Below are 13,120 nucleotides of genomic sequence, written 5' to 3' on the forward strand. Positions count from 1 at the left end.
CCCCCCCGCTGCCCCCTGTGATCGCCCACTAAGCTTTCACAGAGGGCTCATCGGAGATCATTGCCATGAACAACGTAGCTATTGCCGCCATCGACCTCGGAAAACATTCCTTTCATCTTCATGCTCAAGATGATCGCGGCCACGAGGTTCACCGCAGAAAGTTTACGCGCGCAGCACTCACCCAATATCTGGCGAAACTGGAACCCTGCACCGTCGTGATGGAAGCCTGTGGCGGCGCCCATTTCATGGCGCAGGAAGTCGCCAAGCTGGGGCATACGCCCAAGCTTATTGCGCCACATCTGGTACGCCCTTACGTGAAGAGCAACAAAAACGACTTCGCTGATGCCGAAGCGATCTGCGAGGCGGCGACCCGGCCCACAATGCGCTTCGTGCACCCCAAAACCCAGGCTCAGCAGGCGCTGGCGATGCTCAATTCGGTTCGTGAGTCGTTCATCAAAGACCGTACCGCCACCGTCAATCGGATTCACGCAGCCCTGCTGGAGGTGGGTATCAGCCTGGCTCCCGGCTTCAAATCCATCAAAGAGCTTCCAGCATTGCTTGAGATGAGTTCATTTTCCGGCTCCATCAAAAAAATTCTGATGGGGTTGCATGAGCACTTCAACTATCTGGATGGGAAGGTCAAAGCGCTGGACAAGGAGGTGGAATGCCAAGCAGCTGAAGATGATCTGGCGGCTCGTTTGATGACCATGCCGTGTGTCGGCCCGATCACCTCCAGCGCCTTGGCTGCCGAGTTGGGCGATGGCAAACAGTTCAAATGCGGCCGAGGCTATGCGGCGTCGATCGGGCTGGTACCCAAACAGCACGGTACGGGCGATAAAACCGTGTTGCTCGGCATCAGTAAACGCGGCGATCGAAATCAGAGGCGCCTGCTCATCCAGTGCGCCCGTGTGTACTTGATACAACTGGAACGACAGAAAGGCGCCTTGGCGGACTGGGTCCGCCAACTATTAGCTTCCCGCCATCACTCCAATCTCGTGGTCTGCGCACTGGCCAACAAGCTGGCAAGAATCGCCTGGGCGATAGCCGCACACCACACTGAATTCGATGCGGGGCCAGCCGCGATGAACGCCTGACCCCGCTGTCACCCGAGCACCACCCACCTGGTTTTGCGATGCTGGATAACTGATGACGTGAACGGCCAACCGGCCTGACGACAACCCTGGGCTCCTACACGGCTGTAAGGCCGTTCAACTAATTAGGGTCGTTGGGCATCGATTCTCATCGAGGCGCGGGGCGACACCCCCACTCAGACGCCGGATAGATGAAAGCAAGCCAAACACGCATCAAATACAGTATTGCAGAAAAGGGGGTAACCATAGATGTAGGAGCCGGCTTGTCGGGTCGCCGCATCGTGGCGATGGACTCAAGTGCAGCGCGTTTATCCAGTTTTCACGCGTTATCGTTAACGACCATCGCCAGCAAGCCGGCTCCTACAGTTCCCCGGGATTCCGTGAAGAACCGAAACTTTTACGCTTGCCTCAAAAAACGCCTGGCTATTGGCCGGGCGTTTTTTCAACACAGTCATGATGGGTTTATACGCGCTCGCTTATTGGTGAACTGGCGCTGGGTCGCCGTGCTCTGCTGGCTCCGGCGTATCACTGCCGTAACGGGAAATATCAAGGCCTTCGGCGCTGATCTGCGGCTTTCTCTTGGTTATCAGGTCAGCCAGCAAGCGACCGGAGCCGCACGCCATGGTCCAGCCGAGCGTGCCGTGACCGGTGTTCAGGAACAGATTCTTGAACGGAGTGGCACCGACAATCGGCGTGCCATCCGGTGTGGTCGGACGCAGGCCGGTCCAGAAGCTGGCCTGGGCCAGATCGCCGCCCTGAGGATAAAGATCGTTGACGATCATCTCCAGGGTTTCGCGACGGCGCGGGTTCAGCGACAGGTCAAAACCGGCGATCTCAGCCATGCCGCCAACGCGGATGCGGTTGTCGAAACGGGTGATCGCGACCTTGTAGGTCTCGTCGAGAATGGTCGAGGTCGGGGCCATCGCCGGGTTGGTGATCGGCACGGTCAGGGAGTAACCCTTGAGCGGATACACCGGCGCCTTGATGCCCAGCGGCTTGAGCAGTTGCGGCGAGTAGCTGCCCAGCGCCAGCACGTAGCGGTCGGCGGTTTCCAGCTTGCCGTCGATCCATACGCCGTTGATGCGGTCACCGGCGAAGTCGAGGCGCTGAATGTCCTGGCCGAAACGGAATTGCACACCCAGGTTTGCGGCCATTTCGGCGAGCTTGGTGGTGAACATCTGGCAGTCGCCAGTCTGGTCGTTCGGCAGGCGCAGGGCACCGGCGAGGATGTCCGTGACGCTGGCCAGCGCCGGTTCAACGCGGGCAATGCCGTCGCGGTCGAGCAGTTCGAACGGTACGCCGGACTCTTTCAGCACGGCGATGTCTTTCGCGGCACCGTCCAGTTGGGCCTGGGTGCGGAACAGTTGGGTGGTACCGAGGCTGCGGCCTTCGTAGGCGATGCCGGTTTCGGCGCGCAGTTCGTCGAGGCAGTCACGGCTGTACTCGGACAGACGGACCATGCGCTCCTTGTTCACCGCGTAACGGCTGGCGGTGCAGTTGCGCAGCATCTGTGCCATCCACAGGTACTGGTCGATGTCGGCAGTGGCCTTGATTGCCAGTGGCGCATGGCGCTGCAGCAGCCACTTGATGGCCTTGAGCGGCACACCCGGCGCGGCCCACGGCGAGGCATAACCTGGCGAGACCTGGCCTGCGTTGGCGAAACTGGTCTCCATGGCAGCAGCCGGCTGCCGGTCCACAACCACCACTTCAAACCCGGCACGGGCCAGATAATAAGCACTGGTGGTACCGATGACGCCGCTACCAAGCACGAGAACTCGCATGTTCACTCCCATTTGTGGCTGGCCACTGAAATTTTTGTAGGGCTGGATGGGCGCAGTCTAGGAAAGATTGGCCAGTGGCTTTCACTATATAAGTGCGAATAATTGGCGACAATTCTCGGCATAAGCGCTTTTTACGAAGGTATATCTCCTGCGGACATCCTCACCGAGACCCAAAAACAGGTAGGGCAGCACCGGGCGCAACCGCCTGTGGATCTTGCAAAACGTCTTGGGCGCATCGCCTTTTCCGAGCAGGAAGAAAAGGTCGGGCTGTCGACCACATCCTGTACCGAAGACTCGGGAATCCAGGTGTGAAGGTTATTTTTCCGCGACGGTATCGAATCGCAAACGGCTACTTGGGCATGTCCGTAAATCCAAGAGCTGCATCGTCATGGGAAGAGATTTGAACCAACAGAATCGAAATTTAACGCACAGACAGATCGGGGCTGATCTACAGCGGCGATGAAATCTCACTTATAAGCTCAGCTTGTATTTGTAATGTGATAAATCGATTTCAGTTATTTCTGCGCAGGTGTTTTTATCGATCCGTGCATCACTCCCCACAAAAACAACATCGCCGGAGAAGATCATGACCACCGCTGAATTTTCGATCACCCAACCGCTGGCAACCCCTGCGTTGGGCGAGCCCTACCTGTTGACCCCAGGCCCGCTGACCACCTCCAAAGCCACCAAGGAGGCCATGTTGCGCGATTGGGGCTCATGGGACGGTGCCTTCAATCAAGTCACTGCTGAAGTTCGCCAGAAATTGCTCGGCATGGCCGGCGTACAGGATGACAGCTTCGCCTGCGTGCCATTGCAAGGTAGCGGCAGCTACTCAGTAGAGGCCGCATTGGCCACCGCCATCCCGCGTGACGGTAAAGCCCTGGTGCTAATGAACGGCGCCTACGGTCAGCGCGCCACCAAGACTTTGGAATACCTCGGTCGTGCCTTCATTACCCTGGACAAAGGCGACTACCTGCCTCCGCAGCCGGAGGAGGTGGATGCCCTGCTCAAGGCTAACCCGGACATCACCAATGTCTTCGTCGTTCATTGCGAAACCAGCTCCGGCATCCTCAACCCGCTACGTGAAATCGCCGATGTCGTGAAGGCCCACGGCAAGAGCCTGATTATCGATGCCATGAGCTCCTTCGGCGCCGTGCCTTTGACTGTGAATGAAATAGCCTTTGACGTGGTGGTGTCATCCGCCAACAAATGCATCGAGGGCATTCCAGGCTTTGGTTTCGTGATCATCCGCCGCTCTGTCATTGAAGCCGCCAAAGGCCGCGCCAACTCGCTGTCCCTCGATCTCTTCGAACAGTGGACCTACATGGAGCGCACCGGTCAATGGCGCTTCACGCCGCCGACCCACAGTGTCGTGGCCTTTCACAAGGCGTTGGAACAGCACAGCGCCGAAGGCGGCGTGGATGGCCGGTTGGCGCGCTACACCCGCAACCGCGACGTGCTGGTTGCCGGTATGCGCGAACTGGGCTTCAAGACTCTGTTGGAAGACCGTTGGCTGTCGCCGATCATCACCACGTTCTTCAGCCCTGAACATCCCAATTTTGATTTCACGCGCTTCTACGAAGAACTCAAGGCCCGTCAGTTCATCATCTACCCGGGCAAGCTGACCGTTGCTGAGAGTTTCCGCATCGGCTGTATCGGCCAAATCGACGAATACATCGTCCACCAATTGCTCCGAGCTATCGCAGACAGTCTCGTCGCCATGGACGTGGACATGCTCAAGCCCGCAGCCTGATCGACCCCTTTAAGGTCTCTGCCGATTCGAGCACAGGCGCAATGGGTAGCGCCTTTGGGCAGAGATCTTTTTTTAAACCATGGATCCGGTGACTTATCGCTCGGCAGCGCCGGGCAGGAGTCAGCGACCTCGACAATTTAATACTTGAAGCCTGATGCCATTCTCACGGCCATCTGATCGATGTCGTGCGCTTGGACAGACTTGTGCACCGAAAACAAAAACAAAAACCAACCTCATCTGCGCTGTCTGGCACCTCACACGGGATCAGTACACCATGAACAAGAACACCTCAACGCCTCTCGCAACCGGCTGGAAATCACTCCAGCGTTGGCGCGTGCAAATTTTCCTCATCACTTGGGTGGCATACGCCGGCTTCTACTTCACCCGCAAAGCTTTCTCTGTCGCCAAACTGGGTATTGGTGAAGACCCGAACTTCATGCTCGAAAAGGCCATGATGGCCAATCTCGATGCCCTTTACCTAACGGCCTATGCCGTGGGCCAGTTTCTGTGGGGCAACTTCTCTGACCGCTTCGGGCCAAGGGTCGTGGTACTCAGTGGCCTCGTCATCTCGGCCCTGGCGGCGCTGCTCATGGGGACCTACGCCACCTTACCGATTTTCGTTTCCTGCATGCTGGTACAGGGGCTTGCTCAGTCCACCGGTTGGTCAGGTCTATGCAAGAACGTCGGCAGTTTCTTCAGTACCGGAGTCCGTGGCCGTGTACTGGGTTACTGGAGCACCAGTTACGCCTTTGGCGGTCTGGTGGCCACGCCGTTTGCCGGTTGGTGGGCCTATAGCGCGTACCACGACTGGCGCATAGCGTTCTTCAGTAGCGCCATCGTGGTGCTGGTGGTAGCGGTGTTGTTCTTTTTCCTGCAACGCAACCAACCGGAGGACGTAGGACTGCCTCCTGTCGAAATCGAGGTCGAACCCGTCAGCAATGTCGTAGTTCCGCGCGAAAGTATCTGGGCCGGCTTGCGCACCGTGATGAAAAATCGAACCGTACTGGTGCTTGGCCTTGCCTATTTCATGCTCAAGCCCGCACGTTACGCCATCCTCCTGTGGGGCCCCGTGATCATCTACGAACGGATGCCAGAGATTGGCAAGGTCGCATCCGCCATCGTACCCACGTCCTTTGAACTGGCAGGTCTGTTAGGTCCAATCCTCATCGGTATCGCATCGGACAAATACTTCGGCGCTCGTCGTATACCCGCCTGCGTCCTTAGCCTGGTGGTCCTCACTGTCTGCCTGGGGTTGTTCGTTCCTGCCATGCAGAGCGGCAGTCTTTATATGGTGGTCGGCCTGCTGTTCATGATGGGCCTGACGCTCTACGGGCCGGATTCGATGATCAGCGGCTCGGCTGCAATCGACTTCGGCAGTAAGGACGGTGCTGCCTCCGCCGCAGGTTTCGTAAATGGCTGCGGTTCGGTAGGTGCGGTCCTCGGCGGCTTGCTACCGGGTTACTTCGACACCATCACCGTGTTCCTGGTCTTCACCGGCGCTGCACTGCTGGCCAGCTTGATGTTGGTGCCATTCTGGAATAGCCGGCCAAAAACAGTGGAAAGCCAGCTGGTCTCGACCCCGGTACAACCCGTCATCGTCACTACCACCGCCTGAATCCGAACTCCCAACTTACCTATCACTGGAGCAATCACCATGCACTACAAACAACCTTCTCAACTGCAAGCTGTGGTTCTGGACTGGGCGGGCACCGTCGTTGACTTCGGTTCTTTCGCACCGACTCAAATCTTTGTTGAAGCCTTCGCCGAGTTTGGTGTTGCGGTTTCCCTGGCAGAAGCCCGTGGACCGATGGGCATGGGCAAGTGGGATCACATCCGCACGCTGTGCAACGAGCCACAGATCGCCGAACGTTACCAGACAGCCTTCGGCCGCTTGCCAACGGATGATGATGTCACCGCACTCTACGAGCGCTTCATGCCGTTGCAGATCGAAAAGATCGCCCTGCACTCGGCGTTGATTCCCGGTGCGCTCGATACGATCAACGGCATACGCGACAAGGGCCTGAAAATCGGTTCCTGCTCGGGTTATCCGGCCGTGGTGATGGAAAAAGTCGTAGAGCTGGCGCGTAAGAACGGCTACGTCACCGACTATGTTGTTGCCACCGACGAAGTGCCCAACGGTCGTCCACATCCCGCACAGGCCTTGGCCAATGTAATCGCTCTGGGTATCGACGACGTCGCCGCTTGCGTCAAGGTCGACGACACCTGGCCGGGCATCCTCGAAGGCCGCAGCGCGGGCATGTGGACGGTCGCACTGACCTGCTCCGGCAACGCACTGGGGCTGACCTACGAGGAATTCAAAGACTTGTCCCTGGAGGAGTTGGCCGAAGAACGCACGCGCATCATCAAGATGTTCGAAGCCTCTCGCCCGCACTACCTGATCGACACCATCGTCGATTTGCCGGCTGTCATTGAAGACATCAATGCTCGTCTGGCACGTGGGGAAACCCCTCAGGGCTCCTGACCCTGTAGCGCTTGTGCCACTGACAGTGGCCGTCCCCGGACGGTCACAACCAAAAACAACAAGAGACCCCCAACATGAACTACGCCCACCCAGGCACTCCAGGTGCCATCGTTTCCTTCAAGTCCCGTTATGGCAACTACATCGGCGGTGAGTTCGTCGCACCGGTCAAAGGTCAGTACTTCACCACCACCTCGCCCGTGAATGGCCAACCGATTGCCGAATTTCCCCGTTCCAGCGCCGAAGACATCGAAAAGGCGCTGGACGCTGCCCACGCAGCCGCCGATGCCTGGGGCAAGACCTCGGTGCAGGACCGCTCCTTGGCGCTGCTGAAAATCGCCGACCGCATCGAGCAAAACCTCGAACTGTTGGCCGTCACTGAAACCTGGGACAACGGCAAAGCCGTGCGTGAAACCCTTAACGCCGACATCCCGCTGGCCGTCGACCACTTCCGCTACTACGCCGGTTGCATCCGTGCACAGGAAGGTAGCTCCGCTGAAATCAACGAACACACCGCGGCGTATCACTTCCATGAACCGCTGGGCGTGGTCGGGCAGATCATCCCGTGGAACTTCCCGATCCTGATGGCCGCGTGGAAACTCGCCCCGGCCCTGGCCGCCGGTAACTGCGTGGTGCTCAAGCCAGCCGAACAAACCCCGCTGGGCATCACCGTGCTGGTCGAGCTGATCGGCGACCTGCTGCCACCGGGCGTACTGAACATCGTGCAAGGTTTCGGCAAAGAAGCCGGCGAAGCGCTGGCCACCAGCAAGCGCATTGCCAAGATCGCTTTCACCGGCTCGACCCCGGTCGGTTCGCACATCATGAAATGCGCGGCCGAAAACATCATTCCGTCCACCGTGGAACTGGGCGGCAAATCGCCGAACATCTTCTTCGAAGACATCATGAAGGCCGAGCCGTCCTTCATCGAGAAAGCCGCTGAAGGCCTGGTGCTAGCATTCTTCAACCAGGGCGAAGTCTGCACCTGCCCATCCCGCGCCTTGGTGCAAGAGTCGATCTACGACGAATTCATGCAAGTGGTGATGAAGAAGGTCCTGCAAATCAAACGTGGCGACCCGCTGGACACCGACACCATGGTCGGCGCCCAGGCGTCCGAGCAGCAATTCGACAAAATCCTTTCGTACCTGGAAATCGCCAAGGGCGAAGGTGCCGAGCTGCTGACTGGCGGCAAGGTGGAAAAACTCGAGGGCAACCTGGCGAGCGGGTATTACATCCAGCCGACGCTGCTCAAGGGCACCAACAAAATGCGTGTGTTCCAGGAAGAAATCTTCGGCCCGGTGGTGAGCATCACCACCTTCAAGGACGAAGCCGAAGCCCTGGCCATCGCCAACGACACCGAGTTCGGCCTGGGCGCCGGCCTGTGGACCCGCGACATCAACCGCGCCTACCGCATGGGCCGCGCCATCAAGGCCGGTCGAGTGTGGACCAACTGCTACCACCTGTACCCGGCGCACGCCGCGTTCGGTGGTTACAAAAAGTCCGGCGTCGGCCGTGAAACCCACAAGATGATGCTCGACCACTATCAGCAGACCAAAAACCTGCTGGTGAGCTACGACATCAATCCGCTGGGCTTCTTTTAACCCCTCTTGAAATGAGGTGAGTCCATCGCTGGCAAGCCAGCTCCTACAGACCGCGTAAACCTGTAGGAGCCGGCTTGCCGGCGATGGCGGTCTCAAAACACCAAAAAATCACCTTCCCACCGCGCGGAGCCCTCGATGAAAATCCGTTACAAGGTAAGCCTTGTGGCTGCTTGTGTGCTGTTCGTGACGACCAGTCTCCTGTCGCTGGTCCAGGTAGAGCAGATACGTACGATTTTGCGTAGCCAGGTTGAGGCGAGCATTTCCGAATCGAGCAATGCGGTCGCGCGCCAGATCGAAAACTGGCTAAACGGCAAACTTCGTCTGATGGATTTGGCATCCCAGTCGATCGACAGCCAATACAGCCCGCAAGCGACCCAACGAATCATCGACTCGCCCATTCTCAAAGACGAATTCAAGCTGGTATTCGGCGCCCTTGAGTCTGATGGAAAACCCATTAAGAACACCGCGTCCTGGAATCCAAAACCGGACTATGACGGTCGCACCCGCCCTTGGTACGTCACCGGCAAGGCAGGTGGCCAGGCAGTTTTAACCGAACCTTACAAGGACTCCACCACCGGTGAGATTCTGATCTCGGCTGTCGCCCGGATCAGCGACGCGGGTCAGTTGCTCGGGGTGTTTGGCGGTGACATCCGTTTGACTGCGGTTGCCGATGCCATCAATACGCTGGATTTCGGTGGGGCCGGTTATGCCTTTCTGCTGAGCAAGAGTGGCAACATCATTTCCCACCCGGACGCTGAACTGAACGGCAAGCCCTACAGCCAGCTTTTCGCAGGAAGTGCCCTACCGCTCAACAGTCAGCTTCAAGAAGTCAGTAGCGATGGAAAGTCCCTCCTGGTGTCTTTCATCCCACTCACGGACCTCAAGGGCATGGATTGGTACATCGGTGTGGTGCTCGATCAGGACATCGTCATGGCCGCAGCCTACATCCTGAGCTGGCGAGCCGTCATCGGTACTGGCCTGGGCGTATTGCTTAGCCTGTTGGTGTTGGGGCTGCTGGTCAGACGGCTACTGCGCCCCCTGGATCAACTCAAGGAATCGTTGGCAGACATCAATCGCGGAGAAGGCGACCTGACCCGCCAATTACCTGTGGTCGGCAATGATGAAATTGCGCTGGTCTCCGGGGAGTTCAATCAGTTCCTGAGGAACCTCAAAGCGCTCATTGGCGATGTGAAAAGGAGCTCACAACAGGTTCGCGAGAGCACCACAGCGACGTCATGTGAAGCGGATCAGGCAGCCAACCGCGTACAGATTCAATTACAGGAACTGGATCAACTCGCCACCGCCATGACCGAGATGGCCTCGACAGCCGAGGACGTGGCGCGCAATGCGCAAGCCGCTGCCGAGGCGGCGATCGTTGCCACTGAGGAAACAGCAGACGGGGTGGCCCTGGTCTCCAGGTCAACGGGGGCGATCAAGCGCTTGGCGGACGAGATGGACGACACCGGTCATGCGATCAATGAATTGTCCACGCTCAGCCAAAGCATCGAATCGATCGTCGCGGTCATCACCAGCATTGCCGACCAAACCAATCTGCTCGCGCTCAATGCGGCCATCGAGGCGGCACGTGCTGGTGAATCGGGGCGCGGGTTTGCTGTGGTTGCTGATGAGGTGCGCTCACTGGCCTCGCGTACTCAGCAATCCACTCAGGAAATACGCCTGATGATTGATCAGCTGCAGACGGGTGTGAGGCACGCTCAAGTGCGAATGCAGCAAAGCCGTGATACGGCCAGCAAGACAGCAGGCGATGCCAATGCAGCCAATGAAACGCTCGAGCGCATACGTGAAGCCATTTACCGCATCAATGATATGAATCTACAGATTGCCGCTGCCGCTGAAGAACAGAGCGCCACGACCGAGGAAATCAATCGCAACACGACGAACATCCGCGATATCAGTCTTGAAGTATCCGGCAGTGCGGACAAGCAGGTTCGTCAATGCTCGGCGATGGTGGACCACGTTGGCGAGCAAGACAAACTTCTCAGTCGCTTCAGGATTTGAGTTTCGCAATAGGGGGCTATTGATCGTGGGTCAACGCGGCCATCGGCTCCCTGGAACAAGGCGCGAATCGAACAGTGTCGAATGTTCAAGCTTCAGAACAGTTACAGATCAAAAAAACAACTATTCCACCGAGGTAAGAAAGATGAGTGCGGCTTCCCTGTATCCCGTTCGTCCCGAGGTTCTGGCTAATACGCTGACCGACGAGGCGACCTACAAGGCCATGTACCAGCAGTCGGTCGTCAACCCGGACGGCTTCTGGCGCGAGCAAGCCAAGCGCCTCGACTGGATCAAGCCTTTCACCACGGTGAAGCAGACTTCCTTCGATGATCACCATGTCGACATCAAATGGTTCGCCGACGGCACGCTGAACGTTTCCTACAACTGCCTCGACCGTCATCTGGCCGAGCGCGGTGATCAGGTCGCGATCATCTGGGAAGGCGATGACCCTGCCGAAAGCCGCAACATCACCTACCGCGAGCTGCACGAGCAAGTCTGCAAATTCGCCAACGCCCTGCGTGGTCAGGACGTGCACCGCGGCGACGTGGTGACGATCTATATGCCTATGATCCCCGAAGCCGTGGTCGCCATGTTGGCCTGTACCCGGATCGGCGCGATTCACTCGGTGGTGTTCGGCGGGTTCTCGCCGGAAGCCCTGGCTGGCCGCATCATCGACTGCAAATCCAAGGTGGTGATCACCGCCGACGAAGGCATTCGTGCCGGCAAGAAAATCCCGCTCAAGGCCAACGTCGACGACGCGCTGACCAACCCGGAAACCAGCAGCATCCAGAAAGTCATCGTGTGCAAACGCACCGGTGGCGACATCAAGTGGAACCAGCATCGCGACATCTGGTTCGAGGACCTGATGAAAGTGGCCGGCACCGTGTGTGCGCCGAAAGAGATGGGCGCCGAAGAGGCGCTGTTCATCCTTTACACCTCGGGCTCCACCGGCAAGCCGAAGGGCGTGCAGCACACCACCGGCGGCTACCTGTTGTACGCAGCCATGACCCACGAGCGCGTGTTCGACTACCGCCCGGGTGAAATCTACTGGTGCACCGCCGACGTTGGCTGGGTCACTGGTCACAGTTACATCGTCTACGGCCCGCTGGCCAACGGCGCGACCACGCTGCTGTTCGAAGGCGTGCCGAACTACCCGGACATCACCCGGGTGGCGAAGATCGTCGACAAGCACAAGGTCAACATCCTCTACACCGCACCGACCGCGATCCGCGCCATGATGGCCTCGGGCACTGCGGCGGTCGAAGGTGCTGACGGCAGCAGCTTGCGTCTGCTCGGTTCGGTGGGTGAGCCGATCAATCCGGAAGCCTGGAATTGGTACTACAACACGATCGGCCAGCAGCGTTGCCCGATCATCGACACCTGGTGGCAGACCGAGACCGGTGGTGTGTTGATCAGCCCATTGCCAGGTGCCACCGCACTCAAGCCGGGCTCGGCCACTCGTCCGTTCTTCGGCGTGGTGCCGGCCCTGGTGGACAACCTGGGCAACATCATCGAAGGCGAGGCCGAAGGCAACCTGGTGATTCTCGATTCGTGGCCAGGCCAAGCGCGTACGCTGTTTGGTGACCATGACCGTTTCGTCGAAACCTACTTCAAGACCTTCCGCGGCATGTACTTCACCGGTGACGGCGCCCGCCGCGACGCCGATGGTGACTACTGGATCACCGGTCGCGTGGACGACGTGCTCAACGTGTCCGGCCACCGCATGGGCACCGCCGAGATCGAAAGCGCGATGGTCGCCCACCCGAAAGTCGCCGAAGCGGCGGTGGTCGGTGTACCGCACGACATCAAGGGGCAGGGCATCTATGTCTATGTCACCCTGAAAAATGGTGAAGAGCCGAACGAGCAACTGCGCCTGGAACTGAAAAACTGGGTGCGCAAGGAGATTGGTCCGATTGCTTCGCCGGATGTCATCCAGTGGGCGCCGGGGCTGCCGAAGACCCGTTCGGGCAAGATCATGCGCCGGATTCTGCGCAAGATTGCTACCGCTGAATACGATGGGTTGGGGGATATCTCCACCCTGGCAGATCCGGGCGTAGTGCTGAAGCTGATCAACACGCACCGAAGCATGAGTGAGTCGCCCCGGGCTTCGTAGGTACATCCGAAAGGCTTGTCCTCTGCCCGACAAGCTTTCCCTTGTTCCAAGGCTGATGGCGGTATCTGGCAAATACTATTCATGCCTCGTCCTCCACGTTGAGGGAGGACAAGGGTGGATCAGTCTCAATGGCTGCTGGTCGCTATCCGACCCGAAGCTGACGGTGGAGGGCAGCCTGAAATCGGCCTGAAGCGGAAATTCAAGGCTTCCCTAAACGTCGATAATCCAGGTTGATAAGAGCAATGCACCGAACAGAACCGAATATTTGCGGAACAATTAATCCGCGATG

General features: G+C 58.4%; 9 protein-coding genes and 1 pseudogene. 9 read left to right on the forward strand and 1 reads right to left on the reverse strand.

Going from position 1 to position 13,120, the window contains the following annotated elements; all coding sequences use genetic code 11:
- Window positions 1-65: 65 nt before the first annotated feature.
- Entirely contained in the window at window positions 66-1,094 is a 1,029-nt protein-coding gene (locus B0D71_RS00005) for an IS110 family RNA-guided transposase (RefSeq protein WP_103392895.1), read from the forward strand.
- A 473-nt stretch (window positions 1,095-1,567) separates the two neighbouring features.
- Here the strand turns inward: B0D71_RS00005 and dadA are convergent, their stop codons facing one another.
- The gene (gene dadA, locus B0D71_RS00010; protein WP_103392896.1) at window positions 1,568-2,872 is read right to left on the reverse strand and encodes a D-amino acid dehydrogenase; all 1,305 of its coding nucleotides are present in this window, start codon (window positions 2,870-2,872) and stop codon (window positions 1,568-1,570) included.
- Between the two features lie 102 nt (window positions 2,873-2,974).
- Here dadA and B0D71_RS31145 point away from each other — a divergent pair, with 102 nt between their 5' ends.
- From B0D71_RS31145 to acs, 8 genes and pseudogenes are all read left to right on the forward strand, one after another.
- A complete protein-coding gene (locus B0D71_RS31145) occupies window positions 2,975-3,184 on the forward strand; it encodes a hypothetical protein (protein ID WP_133160902.1) in 210 nt (69 codons plus the stop codon).
- A gap of 274 nt (window positions 3,185-3,458) precedes the next feature.
- Window positions 3,459-4,625: a 2-aminoethylphosphonate--pyruvate transaminase gene (locus B0D71_RS00015; RefSeq protein WP_103392897.1), complete on the forward strand. Its 1,167-nt coding sequence runs from the start codon at window positions 3,459-3,461 to the stop codon at window positions 4,623-4,625.
- Window positions 4,626-4,899: 274 nt separating this feature from the next.
- Window positions 4,900-6,240: an MFS transporter gene (locus B0D71_RS00020; RefSeq protein ID WP_103392898.1), complete on the forward strand. Its 1,341-nt coding sequence runs from the start codon at window positions 4,900-4,902 to the stop codon at window positions 6,238-6,240.
- A 39-nt stretch (window positions 6,241-6,279) separates the two neighbouring features.
- The gene (phnX, locus tag B0D71_RS00025; RefSeq protein ID WP_103392899.1) at window positions 6,280-7,107 is read left to right on the forward strand and encodes a phosphonoacetaldehyde hydrolase; all 828 of its coding nucleotides are present in this window, start codon (window positions 6,280-6,282) and stop codon (window positions 7,105-7,107) included.
- A 74-nt stretch (window positions 7,108-7,181) separates the two neighbouring features.
- Entirely contained in the window at window positions 7,182-8,702 is a 1,521-nt protein-coding gene (gene exaC / locus B0D71_RS00030; protein WP_103392900.1) for an acetaldehyde dehydrogenase ExaC, read from the forward strand.
- Between the two features lie 135 nt (window positions 8,703-8,837).
- A pseudogene (locus B0D71_RS32220) lies at window positions 8,838-9,863 on the forward strand (HAMP domain-containing protein); the annotation flags it as partial.
- Window positions 9,864-9,890: 27 nt separating this feature from the next.
- Window positions 9,891-10,721 (forward strand): methyl-accepting chemotaxis protein, encoded by an 831-nt coding sequence (locus B0D71_RS32225; RefSeq protein WP_420825122.1) that lies wholly within the window; start codon window positions 9,891-9,893, stop codon window positions 10,719-10,721.
- 142 nt (window positions 10,722-10,863) lie between these two features.
- Window positions 10,864-12,831: an acetate--CoA ligase gene (gene acs, locus B0D71_RS00040; protein ID WP_103392902.1), complete on the forward strand. Its 1,968-nt coding sequence runs from the start codon at window positions 10,864-10,866 to the stop codon at window positions 12,829-12,831.
- The last annotated feature ends 289 nt before the right edge of the window (window positions 12,832-13,120 follow it).

It is taken from the genome of Pseudomonas laurylsulfativorans, assembly GCF_002906155.1.
Lineage (GTDB): Bacteria > Pseudomonadota > Gammaproteobacteria > Pseudomonadales > Pseudomonadaceae > Aquipseudomonas > Aquipseudomonas laurylsulfativorans.

Bases quoted from the DNA above. Each gene is read 5' to 3' on its own strand.
- B0D71_RS00005 (WP_103392895.1), top strand. From the start codon at position 66: ATGAACAACGTAGCTATTGCCGCCATCGACCTCGGAAAACATTCCTTT.
- exaC (WP_103392900.1), top strand. From the start codon at position 7,182: ATGAACTACGCCCACCCAGGCACTCCAGGTGCCATCGTTTCCTTCAAG.
- B0D71_RS00015 (WP_103392897.1), top strand. From the start codon at position 3,459: ATGACCACCGCTGAATTTTCGATCACCCAACCGCTGGCAACCCCTGCG.
- phnX (WP_103392899.1), top strand. From the start codon at position 6,280: ATGCACTACAAACAACCTTCTCAACTGCAAGCTGTGGTTCTGGACTGG.
- acs (WP_103392902.1), top strand. From the start codon at position 10,864: ATGAGTGCGGCTTCCCTGTATCCCGTTCGTCCCGAGGTTCTGGCTAAT.
- B0D71_RS00020 (WP_103392898.1), top strand. From the start codon at position 4,900: ATGAACAAGAACACCTCAACGCCTCTCGCAACCGGCTGGAAATCACTC.
- dadA (WP_103392896.1), bottom strand. From the start codon at position 2,872: ATGCGAGTTCTCGTGCTTGGTAGCGGCGTCATCGGTACCACCAGTGCT.